The following is a 20,724-nucleotide window of genomic DNA, read 5'->3' as shown; positions in this document are numbered from 1 at the left end:
GAAGAGATAGTTCAGCTACTGGCAAGGACAATAACAACAGGCTGTCACTCGAGGAGAAAAAGTGCACGGCAATAGCGGTTAAATGTTACTGCTTTTGACGGGTTGAGCGCAGGTGATGCTGTTGCCAGAGTTGTTCGAGCTTTCCTTGTTTTTCCAGCGAGGCGAAATGTTCATTCAGCCACTGTGCGCTGACGGGGGCGCTTTTTCTGACCAGTGCCCCATGGGCGTAGGTTTGATCAAACTTGTCGGATATCAGTAATTTTCCCTGCATGTCCGGATGATTGTGAAGGTAGTGATTCAGGAAGGAGAGTGCCACAATACCCATGTCGGCACGCTGCTGTGAAATCAGGTCGATGATTTTTTCCTGGTTCTCCAAAAGATGAATGGAAAAATTATTCTGAAGATAGTCGGGATCGGAATTTAACGCTGCAAATCCATAGTGATAGCCCAACACACCCAGCAGGCGCTTAGATTCAATGGTGTCAAAAAAATGCTGGTCCCGGCCCGGAATGGCATAGGCTATCCATACTTCGCCGCCATGAAAAAAAGGCTCAGTGGCAATCACGTCATAGTCTTGCCACCCCCACTCTTTGTTTTCAAATAACATCAGGTCGAACAGCCCGGCTTCAAAATCCTGATATCGGCGTCGGGAGGTGGTATTGAAGACTTCGAATTCAAACTCCTGTTGAGTCTGATTGAGTAAGGCCACAATGTCTGTCGTCACCCCCCGATGTTCTTGTTTATCAGACAGGTAGAAAGGGGGATACTCGTACACACCGACCGCCACTTTTTGTGCCGCCAATACCACCATGGGCAGGCATAGCCATGCGCACAGAGCAAAGAGTTTACTCGCCGATATCTTCAAACCAAAGTTCCGGGTTACGTTGAATGAATTCTTCCATCAGAGCGATGCAGGTCTTGTCCTGAACCACTTCCAGCTGTACTCCTCTGGATTGAAGTAACGCTTCTTCTCCAAGGAAGGTCTGGTTTTCACCGATCACCACTTTTGGGATCCCATACAATAAAATAGCGCCACTGCACATGCTGCAAGGGGACAAGGTGGTATACAGGGTTGATTCGCGATAAACGCTGGCCGGATGACGGCCGGCCTGTTCCAGTGCGTCCATCTCACCATGAAGTATGGCGCTCCCTTGCTGTACTCGACGGTTGTGTCCTGCGCCGAGTATTTTCCCTTCATGAACCAGCACAGAACCGATTGGAATACCGCCTTCGGCAAGGCCAAGTCGCGCTTGTTCTATTGCGGCTTCGAGAAATACATCCATAGGTGGCCTCGTTGGTTACTTCAAGGTTCTCAGCATAGACCAGTTTTTAATCAGTGGGAATAGTCAGAAATATAGCCAAAGGGATCATCAATGTCAGCGCTGGGTTGAGTAAACCACTTTGGCCCCTTTTCGGTGACATAGAAATGGTCTTCCAGTCGAATGCCGAATTCTCCTGGGATGACCAGCATAGGCTCATTACTAAAACACATACCGGGTGTCAGCGTCTGCGGGTTATCTTTGACCAGGTAGGGCCATTCATGAATGTCCATGCCGATGCCATGACCGGTGCGATGAGGTAAGCCTGGTAATTGGTAGTTGGGACCAAGACCCTGTTCAGTCAGGTATTGCCTGGCCGCGTTATCTACGTCTCCGCAGGTAGCGCCGGGTTGGGCAGCGGCAAACGCGGCGGCCTGAGCGTTTTTCTCATATTGCCAGTACTTTCGTTGTTCAGGTGTGGGCTCACCAAATACATAAGTGCGGGTAATATCGGACAAATAATCATGGACTTTACAACCTGTATCAATCAGCACCATATCACCTGGTTTCAGATACTGAGGGTCTTTGACCCCATGGGGAAATGCGGTGGCATGACCAAATAACACAATACAAAAGTAAGAGCCTGATGCGCCCACTTTGCGATGCGCCTGCTCAATAAAAGCCTCCACCTCGGCGGTGCTGATGCCTTCGCGCAAGATACTGGCCGCCGCTTGATGTACCTTAAGGGTCATGTCCATGGCACGCTGAATCAGGGCCAACTCTGCAGAAGATTTGTGCATTCGACAGGCGGCTGTCACCTTACTGCCGTCAACAAGTTTTAATTTGGGACCACATTGGCGGATACCGTCGAAAATGAAAAAGGCAGTACTTTCATCAATGGCTACGGTTCCTGTGTCCGGGATGCCGATGCGCTCGAGGGCGCGCACAAAATGTGCGTAGGGATTTTCATGTTCCAGCCAGGGAATAAAGTCGCCAGGCAGTTGCATATGATCCTGCAGACTACCAATTTCAAACTCTGGGGCAATATAGAGCAAAGGGCCCTTTGCAGGGAGAATTGCGCCGACCATTCTTTCACTGGCATACCAGTGTAAGCCAGTAAAGTAAGTCAGATTGGTTCCCGCATTCAGATATAAGGCATGGATACCTTGTTGTTGCATCGATTTCTGTGCTTTATCAATACGCATCTGATACTCAGTCACGTCGATGGGGCACAAATCCGCCGTCATATTTTCAAGGGCTGCCAGTGCCTGTTCGGGGGTCTTTCCACCTATACCGTTATGCTGCATGTTTGTCTCCGGCTTCACTGATTGAAGCACATACTAGTGTGCCTGGCGCCTTGTTATCAATGCTCTGGCATTAATTAATAGGGGCGGAAACAAAATTCTTGCTGAAATACAGAAAAAGGAAACGGACACTCCCACACTTGTCGCGTTGGGATGGCGCCTGTTTTGCTGATCCGTATAGTGTTTTTGGTATGCAATGAATAAGAGAGAAACATGGCCATTGAACACAAAACACGCACTCAACTGGTGACAGAGGCCATACGAGAGAAGATTCTCAGCGGTCAGATTAAAGCGGGCGAGCCATTAAGGCAGGCGGCATTAGCACAAGAAATGCAGGTAAGCCGCATCCAGGTAAGAGAGCCTTTGATGCAATTAGAAGCCTAAGGGCTGGTCAACCTGGAGGTGCGTAAGGGAGCCACTGCAGCGGAGATTTCGATTGCACAGGTCGATGAGCTGTTTGAATTGCTGGCCAGACCCCTGATGATTTTGCAGCTGCCGAGGACATACTCGAAGAATTGGAGGCGGCCACAGAGAACGGTGACAGCAATAATATCACCGGGCGCCTTAACAGAAAGCTCCATCAGATTCTGTACAGCAAAGCCAACAGACCACAAACAGAGGAGTCTGTGCGCATGTTGAGCCAGAACTCAGAACGCTATACCCGCATCTACATTATTCGAGAAGGTGAAATTGTTACGTCCTCAGAGCGGCACCGCCAAAATTATTGGAATTGTGCAATAGCAAAGAAACGGAACTGGCCTGCAATTATCTGCGTGAACATATTCTGCAAGTCATGGATGACATTAAAGCAATGCTGAAAAAAGCCATGTAGTATGAGGAAAACGGGTCAACTACCGGTAACGGAAAAGAGCAGGGCAGACATGACACACGCTTCAATAAAGCTCACTCAGTACAGCCATGGGGCAGGGTGTGGGTGTAAGATTTCGCCGCAAATCCTTGACCAGATCCTGGCCTCCAGCCTCAATATCGCTCCGGATCCCCGATTGCTGGTGGGTAACAGCAGTAAAGATGATGCCGCGGCTTATGATCTGGGTAATGGCATGGCAGTGTTGAGCACCACCGATTTCTTTATGCCTATCTGTGATGATGCGTTCGACTTTGGCCGTATTGCCGCTACCAATGCGATCAGTGATATCTATGCCATGGGCGGCCAGCCCCTGATGGCGATTGCTATTTTAGGCTGGCCGGTGAATACCTTACCTGCAGAGGCGGCCCGGCAGGTCATAGAAGGCGGTCGGCAAGCCTGCAAGGATGCCGGTATTATGCTTGCCGGCGGACACAGTATTGATGCACCGGAACCTATCTTTGGGCTGGCGGTAACAGGCCAGGTGGCGATTCAAAAGCTTAAACAAAATAATACGGCACAGGCCGGAGATCGCTTATTCCTGACTAAGCCCCTTGGCGTTGGCGTGCTGACCACAGCGCAAAAACAGGGCAAACTCCAGGCCGGGCACGCTACCCTGGCCCGCGACACAATGTGTCAGCTAAATCGAATTGGTCAGAGTCTGGCAGACGTGGAGGGGGTGTCGGCAATCACCGATGTCACCGGCTTCGGATTGCTCGGCCATTTACTGGAAATGTGCGAGGGCAGTGGCCTGGCAGCTCAGTTGGATTACAGTCAGATACCGGTCCTGCCAGCTGTTGAAGACTATATATCTCAGGGCTGTATACCCGGCGGCACACAGCGTAACTTCGCCAGTTACGGGCAAAAGATATCACCCTTAACGGACCGCCAGAAGGCGCTGCTGTGTGACCCACAAACCAGTGGCGGGTTGCTGGTGGCGGTGCAAAATGACCAGGCGTCGCTTGAGCAGGTACAGCGACTATTTCAGCAGCAACAGCTGTCACTGTCTGCCATTGGTCATCTTACCGAAGCAGATGCTGAATATGTGGTTCGCATCCGTGGTTGAGCGGCATGAGCTTATCAGTGATTACCGCCAGGTCTTTCTCAGTGACCAGCCGCTGATTGATCTGCGTGCGCCTGCCGAATTTGCAAAAGGTTCATTTCCCCACGCCCAGAGTCTGCCGCTCATGACCGATGAGGAAAGGGCCAAAGTGGGTACCTGCTACAAATATTACGGGCAGGCTGCCGCCATCAAGCTCGGACATAAACTCGTCAGCGGTGACGTTAAAGCCAAACGCATTGCAGCCTGGTTGGATTTTTGCCGGGTTCACCCACAGGGGGCGCTTTTTTGTTGGCGCGGTGGTCTTCGCTCAGAAATTACTCAGCAGTGGCTGGCAGAGGCTGGCATGACGTATCCGCGTGTGGCCGGCGGGTACAAGGCGCTCAGACGTTTCCTCATCGAGCAGCTTGAACAGATAGTGATGAGCACGCCGGTGGTACTGCTGGCCGGACGCACAGGCTGCGGCAAAACACAAATATTGCAGCACCTTTCATCAAGCATTGATCTGGAGGGGCTAGCCCGGCATCGGGGGTCCAGTTTCGGTGCGCATATTCAGCCCCAACCCAGTCAAATCAATTTTGAAAATGCCCTGGCAGTAGCGCTTCTCAAGCATCGTGCAGGCGACGCTCCTGCTCTGCTGCTCGAAGATGAATCCGGCCATATCGGTTCATTAACCTTACCACTTTCGCTGCGAGAGAAAATGGCCAAAGCGCCGGTGATGATAGTGGAAACACCTCTGGCACAGCGAATCGAGAACATTTTCTCAGAGTACATTGTGCAGCGACTCGAAGAGTCCCTGGCGCACTATGGTCCACAGCAGGGCTTTGAAGCCTTTGCTCAGTACCTGCAGCAGAGTCTTCACCGCATTCGGCGTCGCCTGGGAATGGAAGGATATCAGCAACTGCAAGCCATGTTGGCGGACGCGCTGCAAAGCCACAGGCAGGGAAACGCCACAAATCATTACCTGTGGATAGAAAGATTACTCACTCAGTATTATGACCCCATGTATGACTATCAATTGACGAAACAATCCCGTTCCTGCCTCTATAGCGGCTCTGCTAAAGGACTGCTGGCATTCTGGCAGCAGCATCAGGCAGACATTGGCGGTTAAAGCGACATCTTATTAAAGGCGTAACGGCAGATTGTGGCTATACTGTGTCGTTGTGAAAGCACAGGATACTGATCCCTTGTAGAGACAACCTACTATCAAGGACGAGACATTGAGCATCATTCACCTGAAAAAAGAGATCTTTATGCGACGCCTGATACTGATGAGTCTTTTTGTTTTCTGCCCATTGGCAGAGGCTGAGCGACTGACAGTGGCCTTTGGTATCGACAAGCCTCCCTATGTCATGGGGCAAACCCGGATTGGTCTGGAAGTTGATATTTTTCGCGAGGCGCTGGCGGTAAAAGGGCATGATTTGCTGGTGGTGCATTTAAATAACATGAAGCTTCGGGAAGCGCTGGACAATATTTCACAACTGGATGCGGTAACCACCCAAAAACCGCAGCCGGATTCGCCCTGGCACTTTGTGGAGGATTTTACCTACTACCACAACTTTGCCATGTCGAGGCAGGCAGACGATATCGACATTGAGGAAATCGCTGACCTGAGTCGTTATCAGGTGGTCGCGTTTGAAGGTGCCAGTGAGTTTCTCGGAGGCGAGTTTCAGCGTTTATTCGGTAAAGGTGGTAGCTCTACCCGCTTTTACCAGGAGACCGCCAGTCAACGGCGACAAATGGCGATGTTTTGGACCGGTAAAGCGGAAGTGGTCGTGGCGGATAAGACCGTTTTTGACTGGTACCGCCAGAGCATGGAACTACAATTGGGTACGGGTGAACCTGTTCGCTACCATGATATTTTCCCCGACAAGACCTGGTATGGCGTTTATTTTCGTGACGCAATCATGGCCGAAGATTTTGCTGAAGGCCTCGCTGAAATAAAGGCCAATGGCCTTTATGATTTGCTGTATAAAAACTATACCGAATAATTCAATCCGGTCTTGGCTTCGCCTAAACGGAGTCGCTAGTCTTTAATTCTGACAGCCAACACATCACAGGGCGCATGATGTAGCACGCTGTTGGCGGTTGAACCGAGCAACAGGCGAATCCCATGGCGACCGTGACTGCCTACCACGATCAAATCGGCCTTAATGTCTTTGGCCATATCTACGATGAGATCGGCCGCCATGCCGGTTTTCACCTGAACATCGCTCTCTTTAATCGCGGTGCCTTTAATCAGCTCGGCGATTTTCTCGCGGGCTGCCGTGTGGATTTGCTCAAAGTCAAAGTTAAAGTCATATCCTGTGTAGGCACTCATGCCAGGACCGGGCAGCTCAGTGGCATGCAGTACCTGAAATGAGGCATTTTTAGCCGCTTCGTTGTTCAGTGCCGCATCCAATACCTGCTTAGCTTCGGGGGTGGTGTCGATGGCGATTAATACAGTGTTGTACATGGGAGTCTCCTTTTCTGCTCTGTGTATACTGTAGTCAACCTCGTCACTTTTTTGTTGAGGCAGGTCAAATTTTCATCATAAGATTTGAATTCGCCGTGCCCGGGCACTCAGTCGTAAAAGCTGATCTTGCCCATGGTGATGTCCGGAATGCCCTCTTTGAGGTTGCTGAATCGGTCTTTACCACCCGCCACACATTCGTTGGCCAAGACCGCAAACAGCACGGCCTCTTTGGCATCCGGATCAATAGCCAGTTCAGCAGTGGAATGAATGGCAACATCAGGCAACTGACGGGCGATATTATCCATCAATACAGGGTTGTGATAGCCGCCGCCACTGGCATAAAGATGGTAGTCGCCGAGTTTGTGCGCGCAACGTTTGAGCGCCAATACAATCATATTGGCGGAAAACCGGTTGAGGGTTGCCATCACATCCTCATGGCTGAGGTTTATGCTCTGACTGGCGGCCTGGGCGCGGGCCAGGTACTCAAGGTTAAACAACTCAGGCCCCGTGGTTTTGGGAAATGGCATGGCGAAAAAGCTGTGTTGCTGCAAAGCATTAAGTAATGGCTCACTGACCTTTCCAGCCCCGGCAAGGTTAGCATCGACGTCATAACTCAGGTTAAAGTGTTGCTGCATGTAGGCATCCATCAGGGTGTTGCCCGGGCCTACATCTGTACTGAACACGTCGCTGGCGTCCATGCTGGCAGGCAGGTAAGTCAGGTTTGCGATTCCGCCCATGTTCAGCATCACTCTGTTCTGCTCTTCACTGGCAAAAATCAGGTAGTCCCCATATACCGCCAGTGGTGCCCCTTCGCCCCCTGCGGCAAGATGTTTCTGACGAAAGTCACTGATGGTGATGATACCTGTCTCGGTGGCTAGGTGATCGCCATCCCCTATCTGTAGCGTGGCATTGGGGTAGTCGTCGAGTTGATGCTCTGAGCGAGGGGCGTGATAAACCGTCTGCCCATGACTGGCAATCAGATCCACCTCATTCCCATCGATACCCCAGCGTTTCAGGCACTCATTGATCATTTTACCATGCAGGGTGCCTATCCAGGGGTTCAGCAGACACAGTTGCTGCAGATCCACCTGGCGTTTGGAGAACACTGCCTTTATCCGCTGGCGGTAGGTTTGATCATACTCAACGGTAGCAAATTCGAGCAGCTCTATTTTGCTGCTGCGGCCCGCACCATGCACCCGGCAAAGTGCCACATCCAGCCCATCCAGTGAGGTACCACTCATCAGCCCGATAATCAGGCGCTGTGGTTTGGTGGCAATCTGGTGAAGTTGATGGATATGGCTGTGCATGATGAGCTTTCAGCTGAGAAATGGTGCCCCGAGTTTGCCACAAAATCCCGCTGTGTTGCAGTGCCGATTTCTATACTGCTGTGCTCAGAATCCGGTGCCATAAATTTGATTATAAAGCTGCAGGTAGGCAGCTTTATCCTGTTCTTTTTGTGGCAGCCAGTCCAAATGCGCCCGCAGGTAGGCCGGTGTCTGGCTAACGGTGCTGATGGCCTGGTTAAAGTGCTCACTCAGCTGCTTTCCCTGGGGCGTTTTAGAACACAGAATATAACCCAGCGCCCGATCCGGCGCCTCAGTGACAGTAAAACTGTGAAGTGTTACTGCAGAGTTGAGTTGCTGATGATAATGATAGGCGCTATTGGGATGCTCCAGCATTGCTTCAATGCGCTCACTCAGTAACATATCCATCATACCGGCACCCATATCTGACGCCGTGCGGATCCAAACCTTTTGCTGCCACTTTGGTGCATGCAATATGTTGTCGATGCTGTCACTGTATCGCCTACCGCCCACGACCCCAAACTGCCGCTCTGACACATATTGAAGGACCTGACTCAACAACAGCGGGCCGTTTTGCTGTATGGCCTCTAACTTGCGGGTGATGGCAGCGTCTTCACGGGTATACAGGCGAAGGCCGGGAAAAACCGTTTGCGGTAGTGTGGTGGCGTAGTAGCGTTGCGCGCGATCTTTGCTGAGAATTTTATTTCCCGCGCAGGCGGCCGGATAGTCCTCCAGCATTTGCAGAGCGCGATTGTTATTGGCGGAGACGACGCGAATATCCAGACCCGGCATCGCTTCAGTCAGCAGGGCAAAGGTGGCTTCTTTAACCCCCATGGAGGGAATGTTTTTGTGAGTGCGTCCTTCATTATCAGGACTTACCCATAACACAGATTCAGCGACAGCATGAAAAGCACAGCAACAACAGAGTAAAAGAGACAAGAATCGACGTGACATTCCTTTTCCGGGGCTCACTTAACCGCTGGGGGTAACAGATCGCAAGGATAAAGGGGGAGGTGGATAAAGGCCAGATAAAATTCATCCGCGGGGGCGCGGACAATGGAATCAGGCGGACTCAGTTAAGCCCGCCTGATGGGGGTATTAACAGCCGCTTGGGCAGTTAAAACCATCATATCCGGAGGTGGTAAACCAGTCGCTCCAGTTACCACCGGAACCATTCCAGTTCTGCACATCGAAACTGCCATTGCCGGATACAGAGCCCTGTATACGGTAGACGCTGACGGCCTGACCGCCGTTGTCCCACACCAGAGACTGTCCGGACTGGATCTGTTCAGGATAGTTGTTGGGCTGCATAAAGTATGCTGAACCTTCACCATATACGGTTGCCACACCTGAGTTGTCCAGAGCCACCAATGTTCCTTCATCGACACCTATGGCCCGGGCATTCAGACTGCCCGTGTCGGCGACCGAGCGGGCAAGAAATCCGAAAGTCCGACCGTGACGGGTTTCGGTTTTACGGCCTTTGCCCGAGACTCTGTCCAGATGAGTGTCGGTGATCACCCCTGCCAACTGAGGGTGCAACAGAAAATCGCCGTGATTAATATCATTGGTATTGACATGGTAGGGGTCATCCAGGATTTCTCTGGACAATACGCCCAGGTTTGCCGGTGCATAATAGGACTGCCCGAGAATGGCCAGACCCGCACTGGTTCCGGCGACGGGAGCCTTGTCGGAGCTAATATGCTGATTGAGCGCCGTTTCAACCAGAGTGCCTTTCCAGTTGTCTTCATACTGATTCTGGTCGCCACCGGCGATAAAAATGATCTCCGCATCATTAATCAGGGCGGCCACGTCAGGGTTGTCAGCGGCGCTGCGATCATCAATAGACAGTTCAGCGGCGGAGCCGAGATCATTACCAAAGGTGTCACACATCCAGGCCGCCTGCGAGCCGGTACCACCGGTTCTCAGTACCAGGTAATCGCCGCCCGGGGCGTGATTGACCAGCCATTGTGTGGCATTAACTTCACCGCTGGCTCCTGCTTCTGCACCGCCGATAAGCAGGGTGGCCTGCGAGGTGGTAACACTGTTACCAGTACTACCACATGCCAGGCTGTATTCATAACTTCCACTACCGCCGCCATCGCCGCCACCGCCGCCACCGCCGCCACCGCCGGCATGGTCTGGTTTTGCTGCAGAAACAGAAACAGAAAAGACTGCGCATAACGCACAGCTGATAAGTGTTTTATAGGAATTCATTGGATACCTTTTTACTTGTTGTGTGTATTTGGTTCCCTTGAAGTGGTCAATTCCACCTGTCCGTTGTCGGTGGCTATATGGATGAGCGTATTGCCCATCCCGATTGACCCGAGCTAAACGTTAGCACAGAAGCGCAAATGTTAATCTTGTGTAAAAATTTAACCTCTTGGTTTTATGCATAAAAAACCGTCATTTATGCACTTATTCCAATGCCAATAAGGGGGCGCGTGTTTATTATTGCGTAAATATTCAGTTCCATATTTTTATATAATATTTAGATATAAAGAATAACCTTGTTGTTGCGTTCCCGGATCAGGTGCCGGTGTGATAAACCTGATATGGTGTGGTTTTTTATTGGGGTCGTGTCATTTCTATGTCGCAGCAGGGTTTCGTTCTTACTCGCCAGAGCGTTGAGGTTAAGGGTAAGACCTGCCTGGAGATGTGGCTGACGACCCCGCAGGGCCCGGTGAAACTGGTCACCCCGGCGCAGCAGAGCTGTTTTTTTGTTGAGCAGCGCGTGTATCGGCAGGTCGGGAGCCTGTTATCTGCTCAAGGCATTACTTATCAGTTCCGTGAGTTGAACTTAAGGACATTCGCCCATCAGCAAGTCTGCGCGCTGTATTTTGATGCGCCGTCGTTGGCGTTTCAGGCCAGAGACGTGCTCAGAGGGCAGGGTATTGTGTGTTTAGAAGATGATATTCGCCTTGCTGATCGCTATCTGATGGAGCGCTTTGTTTGTGCCAGCCTGGCATTCACCGGCGAGCCCCGACAGCATGCCCGCCACATGGAAATGACATCGGCCAGAATCAAACCCTCGGACTATCAGCCTGCATTTCGATATTTGTCGTTGGATCTGGAGTGCAGTGCTCAGGGAGCCTTGTACTCTATCGGATTGTCATCGGGCGACTATCAACGGGTCATCATGATAGGTGAAGCGCAACCTCAGTGTGACTGGATCCTGTGGGTTGAGAATGAAAAAGCCTTGTTACAGGCGCTGACCGAGGCGGTTACCGAATACGATCCTGATCTTCTGATTGGCTGGAATGTGGTCAATTTTGACTTCAAGCTGTTACTGGAGCGCGCCAAACGAACCGGTATGAGGCTGCTGATGGGCCGTGACAACAGCCCCGTTAGCTGGCGCAGTGGGCGGGAAACAAATCAGGGGTTTGTAACGGTGCCAGGGCGGGTGGTAATCGATGGCATCGATGCACTCAAAGCGGCAACCTATCAATTCGACAGTTTTAGCCTCGAACAGGTTAGTCAGCAATTGCTGGGTAAGGGCAAGGCCACGGACGATGTGGATAATCGTCTGGCGGCCATTGAACACGATTTTGTGCATAACAAGCGCAAACTAGCTGAATACAACCTGCAGGACTGCGTGCTGGTGGAAGAGATCTTCGCGCAGACCCGGTTACTGGATTTTCTGACCTTGCGCAGTCGTCTGACGGGACTGGAGTTGGACCGCTGGGGAGGATCGGTGGCGGCGTTTACCAATCTTTATCTGCCGCATCTGCACCGGGCCGGTTATGTGGCACCTAATCTGCCTGAAAATGGCGGCCTGGCGAGTCCCGGTGGTTACGTGATGGAGTCCCGCCCGGGGCTTTACAAACAGGTTCTGGTGCTGGACTTCAAGAGTCTGTATCCGTCGATTATACGGACATTTAAGATCGATCCACTGGGGTTAATTGAGGGATTGCAGGACCCGCAGAACGCCATTCCCGGATATCGTGGAGGGGCATTTCACCGCACTCGCCACTTTCTGCCTGAGATTATTGCCAGTTTATGGGCGCAGCGTGATGATGCAAAAAAGCAACAGGACGCCGCCCGTTCACAAGCGATTAAAATTCTGATGAACTCTTTTTATGGGGTGCTGGGATCCGGCGGGTGCCGTTTTTACGATACGCGCCTGGCCAGTTCCATTACCTTGCGTGGTCACGACATCATGCAAACCACGGCACGCTGGATAGAAGAGCAGGGACATCAGGTTATCTATGGTGATACCGACTCCACCTTTGTGTGGCTGGGGGACAACACCACAGACGAACAGGCCCAGACCTATGGCCGCGAACTGGAGCAGATGATTAATCAGCGCTGGCAGCAAAAACTGAGTGACGAGCTGAATCTGGAGTGTTTTCTGGAAATTGAATTTGAGAGTCACTTCAGACGTTTTGTGATGCCCACAATTCGAGGTTCAGAGCAGGGCAGTAAGAAACGCTACGCTGGTCTGAAAGCTACAGAGAAGGGCGATGAACTGGTCTTTAAAGGGCTGGAATCGGTACGCTCGGACTGGACCGAACTGGCGAAACGCTTTCAGACCCGGTTGTATCAGAGCATTTTTGACGATGAGGATGTCCTGGCCTATGTGCGCCAGATTATTCAACAGGTTAAAGATGGTCAGCTGGATAAACTGCTGGTTTACCGTAAAAGACTGCGTAAACCCCTGACGTCCTATATCAAAAATATTCCGCCCCATGTGCGTGCTGCCCGTCTTGCTGACGAACAGAATCAGGCGCAGGGGCAACCACTGCGTTATCAGCAAAAGGGCTGGGTTCGCTATGTGATGACCTTAAGTGGCCCTCAGACACTGGAGTATCAGACTACAGCGCTGGATTATGAACACTATATAGAGCGTCAGATTCGACCGGTTGCAGAAGGCATTCTGCCCTTTATCGGGGTCGACTTTGATACCCTGGTCAGTCAGCAAATGGGGCTATTTGGCTGAACACGCCATAGACCGGTCATGAACCTGTTACGCCAAGCAGGGTCATTTTTGATAGGTTGAAGCTATGGTAATCAATTTAATTTATCGGTCATTGCTGTTAACAATAGATTATCACGTCATTAACGGGGAACAGTATGCAACCTTATCAGCTCAGTGTCATTGAACTGCTGAACCGCATGCGGGATAAAAAACTGTCCCCATCTGAGTTAATGCAAAGCTATCACCAGCGCATTAAGCAGGTTAATCCAGCGGTCAATGCCTTCGCGTTTCAATTTCCCGAGCAGGCGCTGGAACAGGCTAAACAAGCCGATGCGCTCTACCAACAGGGCCAGTATCAGCCATTAAGCGGCCTGGCGGTGGCGATAAAAGATGAAACCTATATACAGGGTCAGATTACCACCAACGGCAGCCATTGTCTGGCGAATGCCGTGGCCACCAGTACCGATCCTGTGCCTCAGGCACTGATGCGCCATGGCGCCATTGTGCACGGGCGCACTACCACGCCCGAGTGTTCCACGGCAGCCGTAACCTGGTCTGATATCTGGGGTATCAGTCGTAATCCATGGAATACCGACATCACCTGTGGGGGCTCCTCCGGTGGCTCTGCCATTGCGGTGGCTTCTGGCATGGCGAGTTTTGCCAATGGCACGGACATCGGAGGGTCGCTGCGGATCCCGGCGGCCTTTTGTGGTCTGTTTGGATACAAGCCCCCTCACGGCAGGGTGGCAGAAATTGCGCCTTTTAATATCGATCCCTACTGTCACCATGGATTACTCACCCGTGAGCTGGCCGATCTGGAATACCTGTATCCATTTATTCGTGGCAGCCATTGGGGTGACTCCCATTCTTTCATTCCTGATGCCATAGGGCAAAATCGTCCGTTGACCTCCCTCAAGGTGGCCATCTCACCGGATCTGGGATTCTACGCCGTAGAGCCTGATATCCGGGCTAACCTGATGCACAGTGCCAAATTGCTGGAGCAGGCCGGTGTAGCGGTAGACGTGGTGGAACTTGACTGGGATGAGCAGGTTATACAGACGGCAAAAGTACACCAGCGGGCGCTGATGGGGATGTTTTTAAGAAAAAATCTGGATACCCCGGAGAACCGTCCGAAAATGACCAGTTACCTGCGATGGTATCTGGATCAGGTTGCTTGTCTGAGCGTTGAAGATATCTTTGAGGCCAATCTGCATGTCTGCAAGATGTGGGATGCGCTGGCGAGTGTTTTCAGAAACTATGATGTGCTGCTGTGTCCGACACTGGCGACGACCCGGGTGCCGGCTGACTTCGATTATAGCCAGGACACCATTAGTGTGGATGGCAAGCAGGTTGATGCCAACAAAGGGTGGTTTATGACCTACCCCTTCAATACGCTCGGACAATGCCCGGTGATGTCCATGCCCAATGGTATGTGCGATAACGGCGTGCCCAGCTCATTGCAGATAGTCGGACACCCCTATCAAGAGCAGGAGGTCTTCACCCTGGCACGACTCCTGGAACAGCTCCATGGACCATTGCCAGCACCACAGTTTAAAACTCCAGAGTAACCCTTTCCCGTGACGGGGATGTTTTCCCTGAAACTTTTGCCGGGCAGTTCGTCTGCCCGGTCTTTTTATGCCTGTTGTTAAGCCATCTGACGTCTTCCTTTCCATCGTATAAACCTATACAAAGTGCCCATTGAACAGCAAATATCGACAGGGACTATCGATGTTAATTTAATGTAAATAAAGCACCCGGGTAGCCTGACAAAGAGGAGATAAATGCTCCTCCGGTGAAGGTAAGGTCGATGTTTCGTGACTTTAGAGGTCCTTTTGATGGCATACTTTTTTGAACAGGAACAGACTAATGCGAATAACAACTCCGATACTGGCAGTCACGCTACTGTTCAGTGCACAGGCACTGGCATTGTGCCCGGATGGAAGTCAATTTGATGCACAAATGGGCTTTTGTGCCGATGGTAACAATGCTTATGGCCCGTTCACCCTGAATATGGTGGATAAATGTAATCAGTACGGCGGTGGCTCTGCCTGCAGCAATACCTATACCGTGACAGTGGAGGGGCAGAACATTGATCTGATGCGCTGGTCTGAAGCCTTCACCAATAATCTGCGCGGGGCAGGAGATTGTCCCGATGGCAGTATTCGTTCGCCCACCTATGGCGGTCATTGTTTTGAGCAGGTCAGCAGTGGTCCGAATAATGTTTATGGTCATTTCAGTGCACAAGAGGTGGCGGCGTGTCAGAGTCTTTCGGGCGGTAATGCCTGCCTGACCAACAGGTGGAGTGCTACGTTTTACCAAAGTGTAAAAAACGCTATGCAGGCAGGTGAGCCGGTAAACCGCCTGGGAGCCTGGCTCTGGTATATCGATGAGCAGGGCCTGAACAAAACCCATACCCAACTCGCCGATGAGCTGGTGGCTATGGGAACCAAGCGGGTTTTTATAAAGATTGCCGATGGTACCAACAGTTGCAGCCTGTTCACCGATGCCTGCTCCACTGATACCACCGAGATCTACCGTTCTCGTGGCATCGAACCCTGGGCGTGGTCATACAATTATCCGGGCAATGAGACGGCGCAGGCTGATGCGTTGTACTATGCCGCTCAATATGGCTATGTTGGCTTTGTACTGGACGTGGAAGTGGAATTCAATAATACCAGTGCCGCCTTGCACGACCTGTTTCAGGCCTTTGCAGTGGCTCGTACCGATGCCATCAATGAGGGGCACGCCGACAGCAGCTTTAAAATTGGCGCTACGACCTGGAGTAATCCCATGGATCAGGGCATGAACGTGGGTATCATCGATCAGTATGTGGATTTTCACATGCCTCAGACCTACGTAGAGGTGTGGGGAGACAGCTATATGGCTGATCCTAAACGCTGGATTGAAGCGGGTAATTGTGAGTATCGTCAGCTGGGCGCCACAAAGCCTATCTGGCACATTGTTTCGACAGAATATGACGATATTACGGTCAGTGAAATCAGCGCCTTTATTGATGCCGCCGGCCCAAATGCCAGTATCTGGCGGGTCCCAGGAGGCTCGGTTCCTCAGGCAGTATGGCAGGACTGGCAGGCGCTGGATTGGCAGCAACAGGCATTTGACGGCGATGTGGCCTGCCACAATAACAGCAACGACATGCTTGCCTTTATGGCGCAGCCACCGGCGAACAATGAGCCCGAACCGCCTGCCCAATCCGTGCCTTATTACAGTCAGTTGGAGAACAGCTACCAACCCCACGCCACCTGCAGTGTTACCTCATTAGCGATGGTAAGTGATTACTTCGGATTAACCGATGCCCAGCAATTGGGTAAGCGTACGCCGGATTACCTGTATGAACGCTTCGGATTGTTGCAGGATGTGCCTTCGTTGGCATGGGGGTTTAATACGCTGGCTGAAGAAGCCGGGGCAACCGTCCGCGACACGGGATATACCAACGGTACGATCACCCAACTCAGAGATCTCGTTACTCAGGGGATCCCGGTGATTGTGCATGGCTGGTTTACTAATCCCGGTCATATTATGGTGGTAACCGGCTTTGATGGTGAGTATTACACCGTGCAAGACCCCTATGGGAAGTGGAACCTGCAAAAATGGGGCAGCTATGACACCTCCGTGTCTGGTAAAGATCAGCGCTATCCCAAAGGGGCGTTTGAGTATGCCATTAATGACAACGGCAGCGGTGATGATCTCTGGCTGCATGTGTTTGAGTAAATGCAGACAGACATAGTGGTTGTGCTAAATCACTTGCGGTAAGCCCAAGGACGCCTAAGCTACAGAGATTTGCCCCCTTTACAGCAAGGACGCCGTGGCGGCCCGTCCAGGGAAGGATTCACCACGTATTCCGAATCTCTGCAGCTCTGCCTCCGCCATTTCCGGCTCAGTTCACCGGTAGTGAATAAAACCCTACAGGCCCGGGCGCTGATTGAGGGCTTTGGCTTTTTGCGTGATTCTTTCCAGCAGCCATTGCAGGCACTTACCCATTGCCCCTTCGGTTTGCCAGATCAGATCCACGCAGTGGGGAAAAGTGACCGCCTGATGACTGGTGGGCAGGCGCACGATACTGCCGTTAAGCAGGTGGGGCTCCACGGCGTGCAGGGGCATCTCAGCCCAGCCTAGCCCCTGGCGCAGCATTTCCATCATGGTGGTGGGCGAATTGGAATACCAGATGTTACTGGTCAGGTCGGAATCGAAGCGGCGAAAGCCGGTTTGTGTGTCGGTGATGCGTAAATGCCGGTACTGTGCCAGATCCTGTGGCGCGACCTTGTCCAGTTTGGCGAGCGGGTGCTTGGCACCGGCTACCGTGCAATAGTGCACATGGCAGATACCGCGAAAAGCAAAGTGTTCGGGGTAATCATCCTGACTGATGACCACCGCCAGATTGACCTTATTGGCTTCGATTAGCTGATAGGCCCGTTTGTGGGTGGCCTCTAGCAGCATCAGTGAGGTGAGCGGGAATTCCTGTTCAAACTCTGCCGCCAAACCGAGCATCACACCATCGGGGATGGCCATATTGTCGTAGGCCAGACTGATCTCGCTCTCAACGCTGTCCATGATGTTATCAATACGGTGACGCAGGTTGCGGTGGCTCTTGAGCACGGATTTCACGTCATTCATCAGGGCCAGCCCTTCGGGCGTGAGTTTGGGAATTTTCGACGAGCGATCAAAGAGTGAGAACCCGGCGTCAATCTCCAGATTATTAATTAAGCCACTGATGGATGACTGCGCCTTGCCGAGGCGCCTTGCCGCCGCTGAAAAGCTTCCAGTCTCGACAGTAGCGATGAATGCCTGCAGTTGTTCCAGTGAGAGTTCCATGTATATATCGCCCCAACCTATGGTAAATAACTTTCTTTACTCATCATAATTGATAATCCTGCACAGTAACAACTCATTAACGAATAATTTGCCATAAAAAAAGAAGTATCAGGTGAATTTATTATTAAACCAACCTTGTTGTTGAGGAATAGACCATGCAGACACACAGAAAAACGCCTTTGGCCATGATAATTTCCGGTATCTTGCTGTCAGGTGCAGCCTATGCTCAGGATAATAACGCCGGCGAAGAGCGCGAAAGCAAGCTCAAAGAGCAGGACATTGAAGTCATTGAGGTTTCCGGTGCCGGCCGTATGGCCACTGCCAATGAAATCCCCATGAACATTACAGCGGTGGGTGCGGCAGAACTCAGACGTAAGAACATTACGGATATCAAAGCGCTGATTGCTGATTCCGTGGAAATCAGCTCTCCGGGTAACAGCAATCGCCTTGCCGAATCCGTGACCGTGCGCGGCCTGAACGTGTCTCCTGTTAATGCCAATAACCTGGAGCAGTTTACCCGTACCACAGTGGCCTATTACCTTGATGATACGCCGCTGCCAAACATTGGTTATCGCATTAAAGATATCAATCGTGTCGAGAAACTACTGGGCCCTCAGGGTACCCTGTACGGCGGGGGCAGTCTGGGTGGCACCATCCGCTATATTACTAATCAGCCTGATTTACTGGAGTTCAGCTTCGACGCCAATACCAGTATTTATCAGGTTAAAGACGGTGGCCTGAGCCACGATACGGATGTGGTTTTCAATGTGCCTCTGACTGAGACACTGGCGGTACGTGCATCCATCGCCCATCTGGATGATGCCGGTTACACCGACCGTATCACCAGCCCCACCTATTTCAGCGATGAGCAAAAGCGCATCGCGGATCCTAACCCCAACAAAGAACGCTATGAGGACGATGACTGGGAAGAAACCACCGGTGGAAAAATCGCGCTATTGTGGAAACCTTCTGATGAGTTCAGTGTCACCCTGTCCCATGTGCAGCAGGACCAGCTGGCCCATGGTACCAGTGGCGCCAGTCGGGTGACGGTGGACTATGCCTGCGAACAGGAAGGCCTGGAAGGGGACGCCTGTGATGACAAATACAGCCGTTACAATACTCCGTTTCAGGTGAATGATCACACCATTGTGGCCACCTATGAAGAGTTTTCAGACCGTGAGCTGAGCCTCGATTCCATCGATTTTAAATGGGAACTGGATTTCGCCACGCTCGACAGCAGTACCTCTTACTTTAAAGATAGCCGCGAAGGACAAGCCGATTACCTGGGTTACGGTCTGGTTTACTATGGTTGGATCCCGGGACTGGGTCTGAATGATACTAACGAGTCAGCCTACATTACTTATGACAATACCTATAAAGGCCTGAATCACGAGACCCGTCTGACCTCCACCGGTGATGGCCCCTTGAGCTGGATTGTGGGTTTGTATCATACGGATACTGAACGTCGTTTAATTTTCTCAGAGTTCTACCCCGGCTTTGATCAGGCTACTGCCGACTATTACGGTTTTGACCGTCAGGCCTGGTACGGTGATACTCGTCTCGGTGCGGTGGATGAAGGCTATCATGAGAACTTCCTTAATCAGTATCAGGAAACCGCACTGTTTGGTGAACTGACCTATGCGGTGACCGACAAGCTGGACCTGACCTTTGGGGCCCGTGTGTTTAACTATGATGATCAGAATGATCCGCTGATCGTCGACTATACCGGCCTCACAAACAGCCGTTCCACGTCCCGCAACAAAGAGACTGGCGAGTCCTTCTTTAAATTCAACGCGGCCTATCAGATGACCGATGACTTGCTGGCTTATGCCACTTTCTCGCAGGGTTTTCGTCGTGGCGGTACCAACGGGTTTAAGAATGTCACCACCACAGACCAGGACGGCAATGAGGTGACACTGGCGGTCTCCGATGAAGCACAGAACTATGAGCCGGATTCCACAGACAACTATGAGCTGGGAATCAAAGGGTTTATGTTCGACCGCGACCTGTATATGCAGGCTAACGTTTACCGCATTGAGTGGAACAATGTACAGACTTACTTCTCTCAGATTCTGGATGGTATTTTCCCTCTCAACGGCACCACTAATGGCCCGTCTGCACAAACGCAGGGCTTTGAGTTCAGCTCTCGTTACCGGCTGACCGATGAGATCACGCTACGTTATGCCACGGCTACCGTGGACGCGGAATGGTCAGAAACTGCCGAGCGGTGTATTTTTGAACCTATCGCCAATGCACCGGATGCGGATCTACAGTGCCGTACCTGGGAAAAAGGGGGCCAGTTAGGGGGCGCGCCAGAGTGGCGTCATAACTTCGGTGTCAGTTATGAAACTGAGCTGGAAAACGGCTACATGAGCGCAAATCTGGATGGCCGCTACGTGGGTGAAACACCCAGTGACAGACAGGACTTCCCTGACAGTGATGTGTATACCCGCAAAGCCTATACCCTCTATAATGCCAGCGTCAGCTATGGTCGTGACGACTGGAAAGTGTCTCTGTGGGTGAATAATCTCACCGACAAACGGGCTGAAACCTCGGGTCAGACTGACCTGGGACAAGGCTGGAGGACCATTTTTGTGCGTCCTCGCACCGTGGGCGTAAATATTTCTTACACCTACTACTAAGTGTCTGGCGCGGGCCCCGTTATCGACTAAGGGCCCGCGCCCATTCCCCTGAGTTTTCATGCAAAGTTCAGGGGAATGGGTACTCCCTCA

At 51.7% G+C, this 20,724-nt stretch carries 15 protein-coding genes and 1 pseudogene; 8 read left to right on the top strand and 8 right to left on the bottom strand.

Annotation, left to right across the window (positions count from 1 at the left end; genetic code table 11):
- Positions 1–85: 85 nt before the first annotated feature.
- From CCY32_RS08030 to CCY32_RS08020, 3 genes are read right to left on the bottom strand one after another with little or no spacing between them, the layout of a single operon-like run.
- On the bottom strand, positions 86–865 hold the full coding sequence (locus tag CCY32_RS08030) for a transporter substrate-binding domain-containing protein (RefSeq protein ID WP_141096200.1): 780 nt from the start codon (positions 863–865) through the stop codon (positions 86–88).
- The gene (locus CCY32_RS08025) at positions 846–1,283 is read right to left on the bottom strand and encodes a nucleoside deaminase (RefSeq protein ID WP_088330072.1); all 438 of its coding nucleotides are present in this window, start codon (positions 1,281–1,283) and stop codon (positions 846–848) included. Before CCY32_RS08025 ends, CCY32_RS08030 begins: the two co-directional genes overlap by 20 nt.
- Positions 1,284–1,333: 50 nt before the next feature.
- Complete coding sequence (locus tag CCY32_RS08020; RefSeq protein ID WP_088330071.1) at positions 1,334–2,566, bottom strand: Xaa-Pro peptidase family protein; 1,233 nt, start codon at positions 2,564–2,566, stop codon at positions 1,334–1,336.
- A gap of 210 nt (positions 2,567–2,776) precedes the next feature.
- On the opposite strand from CCY32_RS08020, the pseudogene CCY32_RS08015 reads away from it, so the two are divergent.
- The 4 genes and pseudogenes from CCY32_RS08015 (at position 2,777) to CCY32_RS08000 (ending at position 6,479) form a co-directional block, all read left to right on the top strand.
- Positions 2,777–3,395 (top strand): annotated as a pseudogene (locus CCY32_RS08015) (GntR family transcriptional regulator).
- A gap of 1 nt (position 3,396) precedes the next feature.
- A complete protein-coding gene (gene selD, locus CCY32_RS08010; protein ID WP_348638939.1) occupies positions 3,397–4,494 on the top strand; it encodes a selenide, water dikinase SelD in 1,098 nt (365 codons plus the stop codon).
- Positions 4,472–5,599 (top strand): tRNA 2-selenouridine(34) synthase MnmH, encoded by a 1,128-nt coding sequence (gene mnmH / locus CCY32_RS08005; RefSeq protein WP_088330069.1) that lies wholly within the window; start codon positions 4,472–4,474, stop codon positions 5,597–5,599. Before selD ends, mnmH begins: the two co-directional genes overlap by 23 nt.
- 142 nt (positions 5,600–5,741) lie before the next feature.
- Complete coding sequence (locus tag CCY32_RS08000) at positions 5,742–6,479, top strand: transporter substrate-binding domain-containing protein (protein ID WP_168171455.1); 738 nt, start codon at positions 5,742–5,744, stop codon at positions 6,477–6,479.
- Between the two features lie 35 nt (positions 6,480–6,514).
- On the opposite strand, the gene CCY32_RS07995 is transcribed toward CCY32_RS08000, so the two are convergent.
- The 4 genes from CCY32_RS07995 to CCY32_RS07980 all read right to left on the bottom strand — a co-directional run bounded on the left by CCY32_RS07995 (position 6,515) and on the right by CCY32_RS07980 (position 10,461).
- Positions 6,515–6,943, bottom strand: a complete 429-nt coding sequence (locus CCY32_RS07995) for a universal stress protein (protein WP_088330067.1) — start codon at positions 6,941–6,943, stop codon at positions 6,515–6,517.
- 107 nt (positions 6,944–7,050) lie between these two features.
- Positions 7,051–8,250: an anhydro-N-acetylmuramic acid kinase gene (locus CCY32_RS07990; protein ID WP_088330066.1), complete on the bottom strand. Its 1,200-nt coding sequence runs from the start codon at positions 8,248–8,250 to the stop codon at positions 7,051–7,053.
- A gap of 84 nt (positions 8,251–8,334) precedes the next feature.
- Complete coding sequence (locus CCY32_RS07985) at positions 8,335–9,201, bottom strand: hypothetical protein (RefSeq protein ID WP_141096199.1); 867 nt, start codon at positions 9,199–9,201, stop codon at positions 8,335–8,337.
- A gap of 144 nt (positions 9,202–9,345) precedes the next feature.
- Positions 9,346–10,461 carry a Type 1 glutamine amidotransferase-like domain-containing protein gene (locus tag CCY32_RS07980; protein ID WP_088330064.1) on the bottom strand — a complete coding sequence of 372 codons (1,116 nt, stop codon included), beginning with the start codon at positions 10,459–10,461 and terminating at the stop codon, positions 9,346–9,348.
- A gap of 367 nt (positions 10,462–10,828) precedes the next feature.
- On the opposite strand from CCY32_RS07980, the gene CCY32_RS07975 reads away from it, so the two are divergent.
- The 3 genes from CCY32_RS07975 to CCY32_RS07965 all read left to right on the top strand — a co-directional run bounded on the left by CCY32_RS07975 (position 10,829) and on the right by CCY32_RS07965 (position 16,891).
- Positions 10,829–13,183 carry a DNA polymerase II gene (locus tag CCY32_RS07975; RefSeq protein WP_088330153.1) on the top strand — a complete coding sequence of 785 codons (2,355 nt, stop codon included), beginning with the start codon at positions 10,829–10,831 and terminating at the stop codon, positions 13,181–13,183.
- Positions 13,184–13,317: 134 nt separating this feature from the next.
- Entirely contained in the window at positions 13,318–14,730 is a 1,413-nt protein-coding gene (locus CCY32_RS07970; protein ID WP_088330063.1) for an amidase, read from the top strand.
- Positions 14,731–15,028: 298 nt separating this feature from the next.
- Complete coding sequence (locus CCY32_RS07965) at positions 15,029–16,891, top strand: C39 family peptidase (protein ID WP_088330062.1); 1,863 nt, start codon at positions 15,029–15,031, stop codon at positions 16,889–16,891.
- Between the two features lie 192 nt (positions 16,892–17,083).
- Here the strand turns inward: CCY32_RS07965 and CCY32_RS07960 are convergent, their stop codons facing one another.
- Positions 17,084–17,992 carry a LysR family transcriptional regulator gene (locus CCY32_RS07960; protein ID WP_088330061.1) on the bottom strand — a complete coding sequence of 303 codons (909 nt, stop codon included), beginning with the start codon at positions 17,990–17,992 and terminating at the stop codon, positions 17,084–17,086.
- 155 nt (positions 17,993–18,147) lie between these two features.
- Here CCY32_RS07960 and CCY32_RS07955 point away from each other — a divergent pair, with 155 nt between their 5' ends.
- Positions 18,148–20,634 carry a TonB-dependent receptor gene (locus CCY32_RS07955; RefSeq protein WP_088330060.1) on the top strand — a complete coding sequence of 829 codons (2,487 nt, stop codon included), beginning with the start codon at positions 18,148–18,150 and terminating at the stop codon, positions 20,632–20,634.
- Positions 20,635–20,724: the final 90 nt, after the last annotated feature.

The organism is Lacimicrobium sp. SS2-24 (genome assembly GCF_002201535.1).
In the GTDB taxonomy this organism is placed as follows: Bacteria; Pseudomonadota; Gammaproteobacteria; order Enterobacterales; family Alteromonadaceae; genus Lacimicrobium.
Note: the sequence above shows the minus strand (reverse complement) of the source record. Positions and strands in the feature narration are given on the sequence as shown.

Bases quoted from the DNA above. Each gene is read 5' to 3' on its own strand.
- CCY32_RS07980 (WP_088330064.1), bottom strand. From the start codon at position 10,461: ATGAATTCCTATAAAACACTTATCAGCTGTGCGTTATGCGCAGTCTTT.
- CCY32_RS08020 (WP_088330071.1), bottom strand. From the start codon at position 2,566: ATGCAGCATAACGGTATAGGTGGAAAGACCCCCGAACAGGCACTGGCA.
- selD (WP_348638939.1), top strand. From the start codon at position 3,397: ATGAGGAAAACGGGTCAACTACCGGTAACGGAAAAGAGCAGGGCAGAC.
- CCY32_RS07990 (WP_088330066.1), bottom strand. From the start codon at position 8,250: ATGCACAGCCATATCCATCAACTTCACCAGATTGCCACCAAACCACAG.
- CCY32_RS08025 (WP_088330072.1), bottom strand. From the start codon at position 1,283: ATGGATGTATTTCTCGAAGCCGCAATAGAACAAGCGCGACTTGGCCTT.
- CCY32_RS08000 (WP_168171455.1), top strand. From the start codon at position 5,742: ATGCGACGCCTGATACTGATGAGTCTTTTTGTTTTCTGCCCATTGGCA.
- CCY32_RS07970 (WP_088330063.1), top strand. From the start codon at position 13,318: ATGCAACCTTATCAGCTCAGTGTCATTGAACTGCTGAACCGCATGCGG.
- CCY32_RS07995 (WP_088330067.1), bottom strand. From the start codon at position 6,943: ATGTACAACACTGTATTAATCGCCATCGACACCACCCCCGAAGCTAAG.
- CCY32_RS07965 (WP_088330062.1), top strand. From the start codon at position 15,029: ATGCGAATAACAACTCCGATACTGGCAGTCACGCTACTGTTCAGTGCA.
- CCY32_RS07955 (WP_088330060.1), top strand. From the start codon at position 18,148: ATGCAGACACACAGAAAAACGCCTTTGGCCATGATAATTTCCGGTATC.
- CCY32_RS07960 (WP_088330061.1), bottom strand. From the start codon at position 17,992: ATGGAACTCTCACTGGAACAACTGCAGGCATTCATCGCTACTGTCGAG.
- mnmH (WP_088330069.1), top strand. From the start codon at position 4,472: ATGTGGTTCGCATCCGTGGTTGAGCGGCATGAGCTTATCAGTGATTAC.
- CCY32_RS07985 (WP_141096199.1), bottom strand. From the start codon at position 9,201: ATGTCACGTCGATTCTTGTCTCTTTTACTCTGTTGTTGCTGTGCTTTT.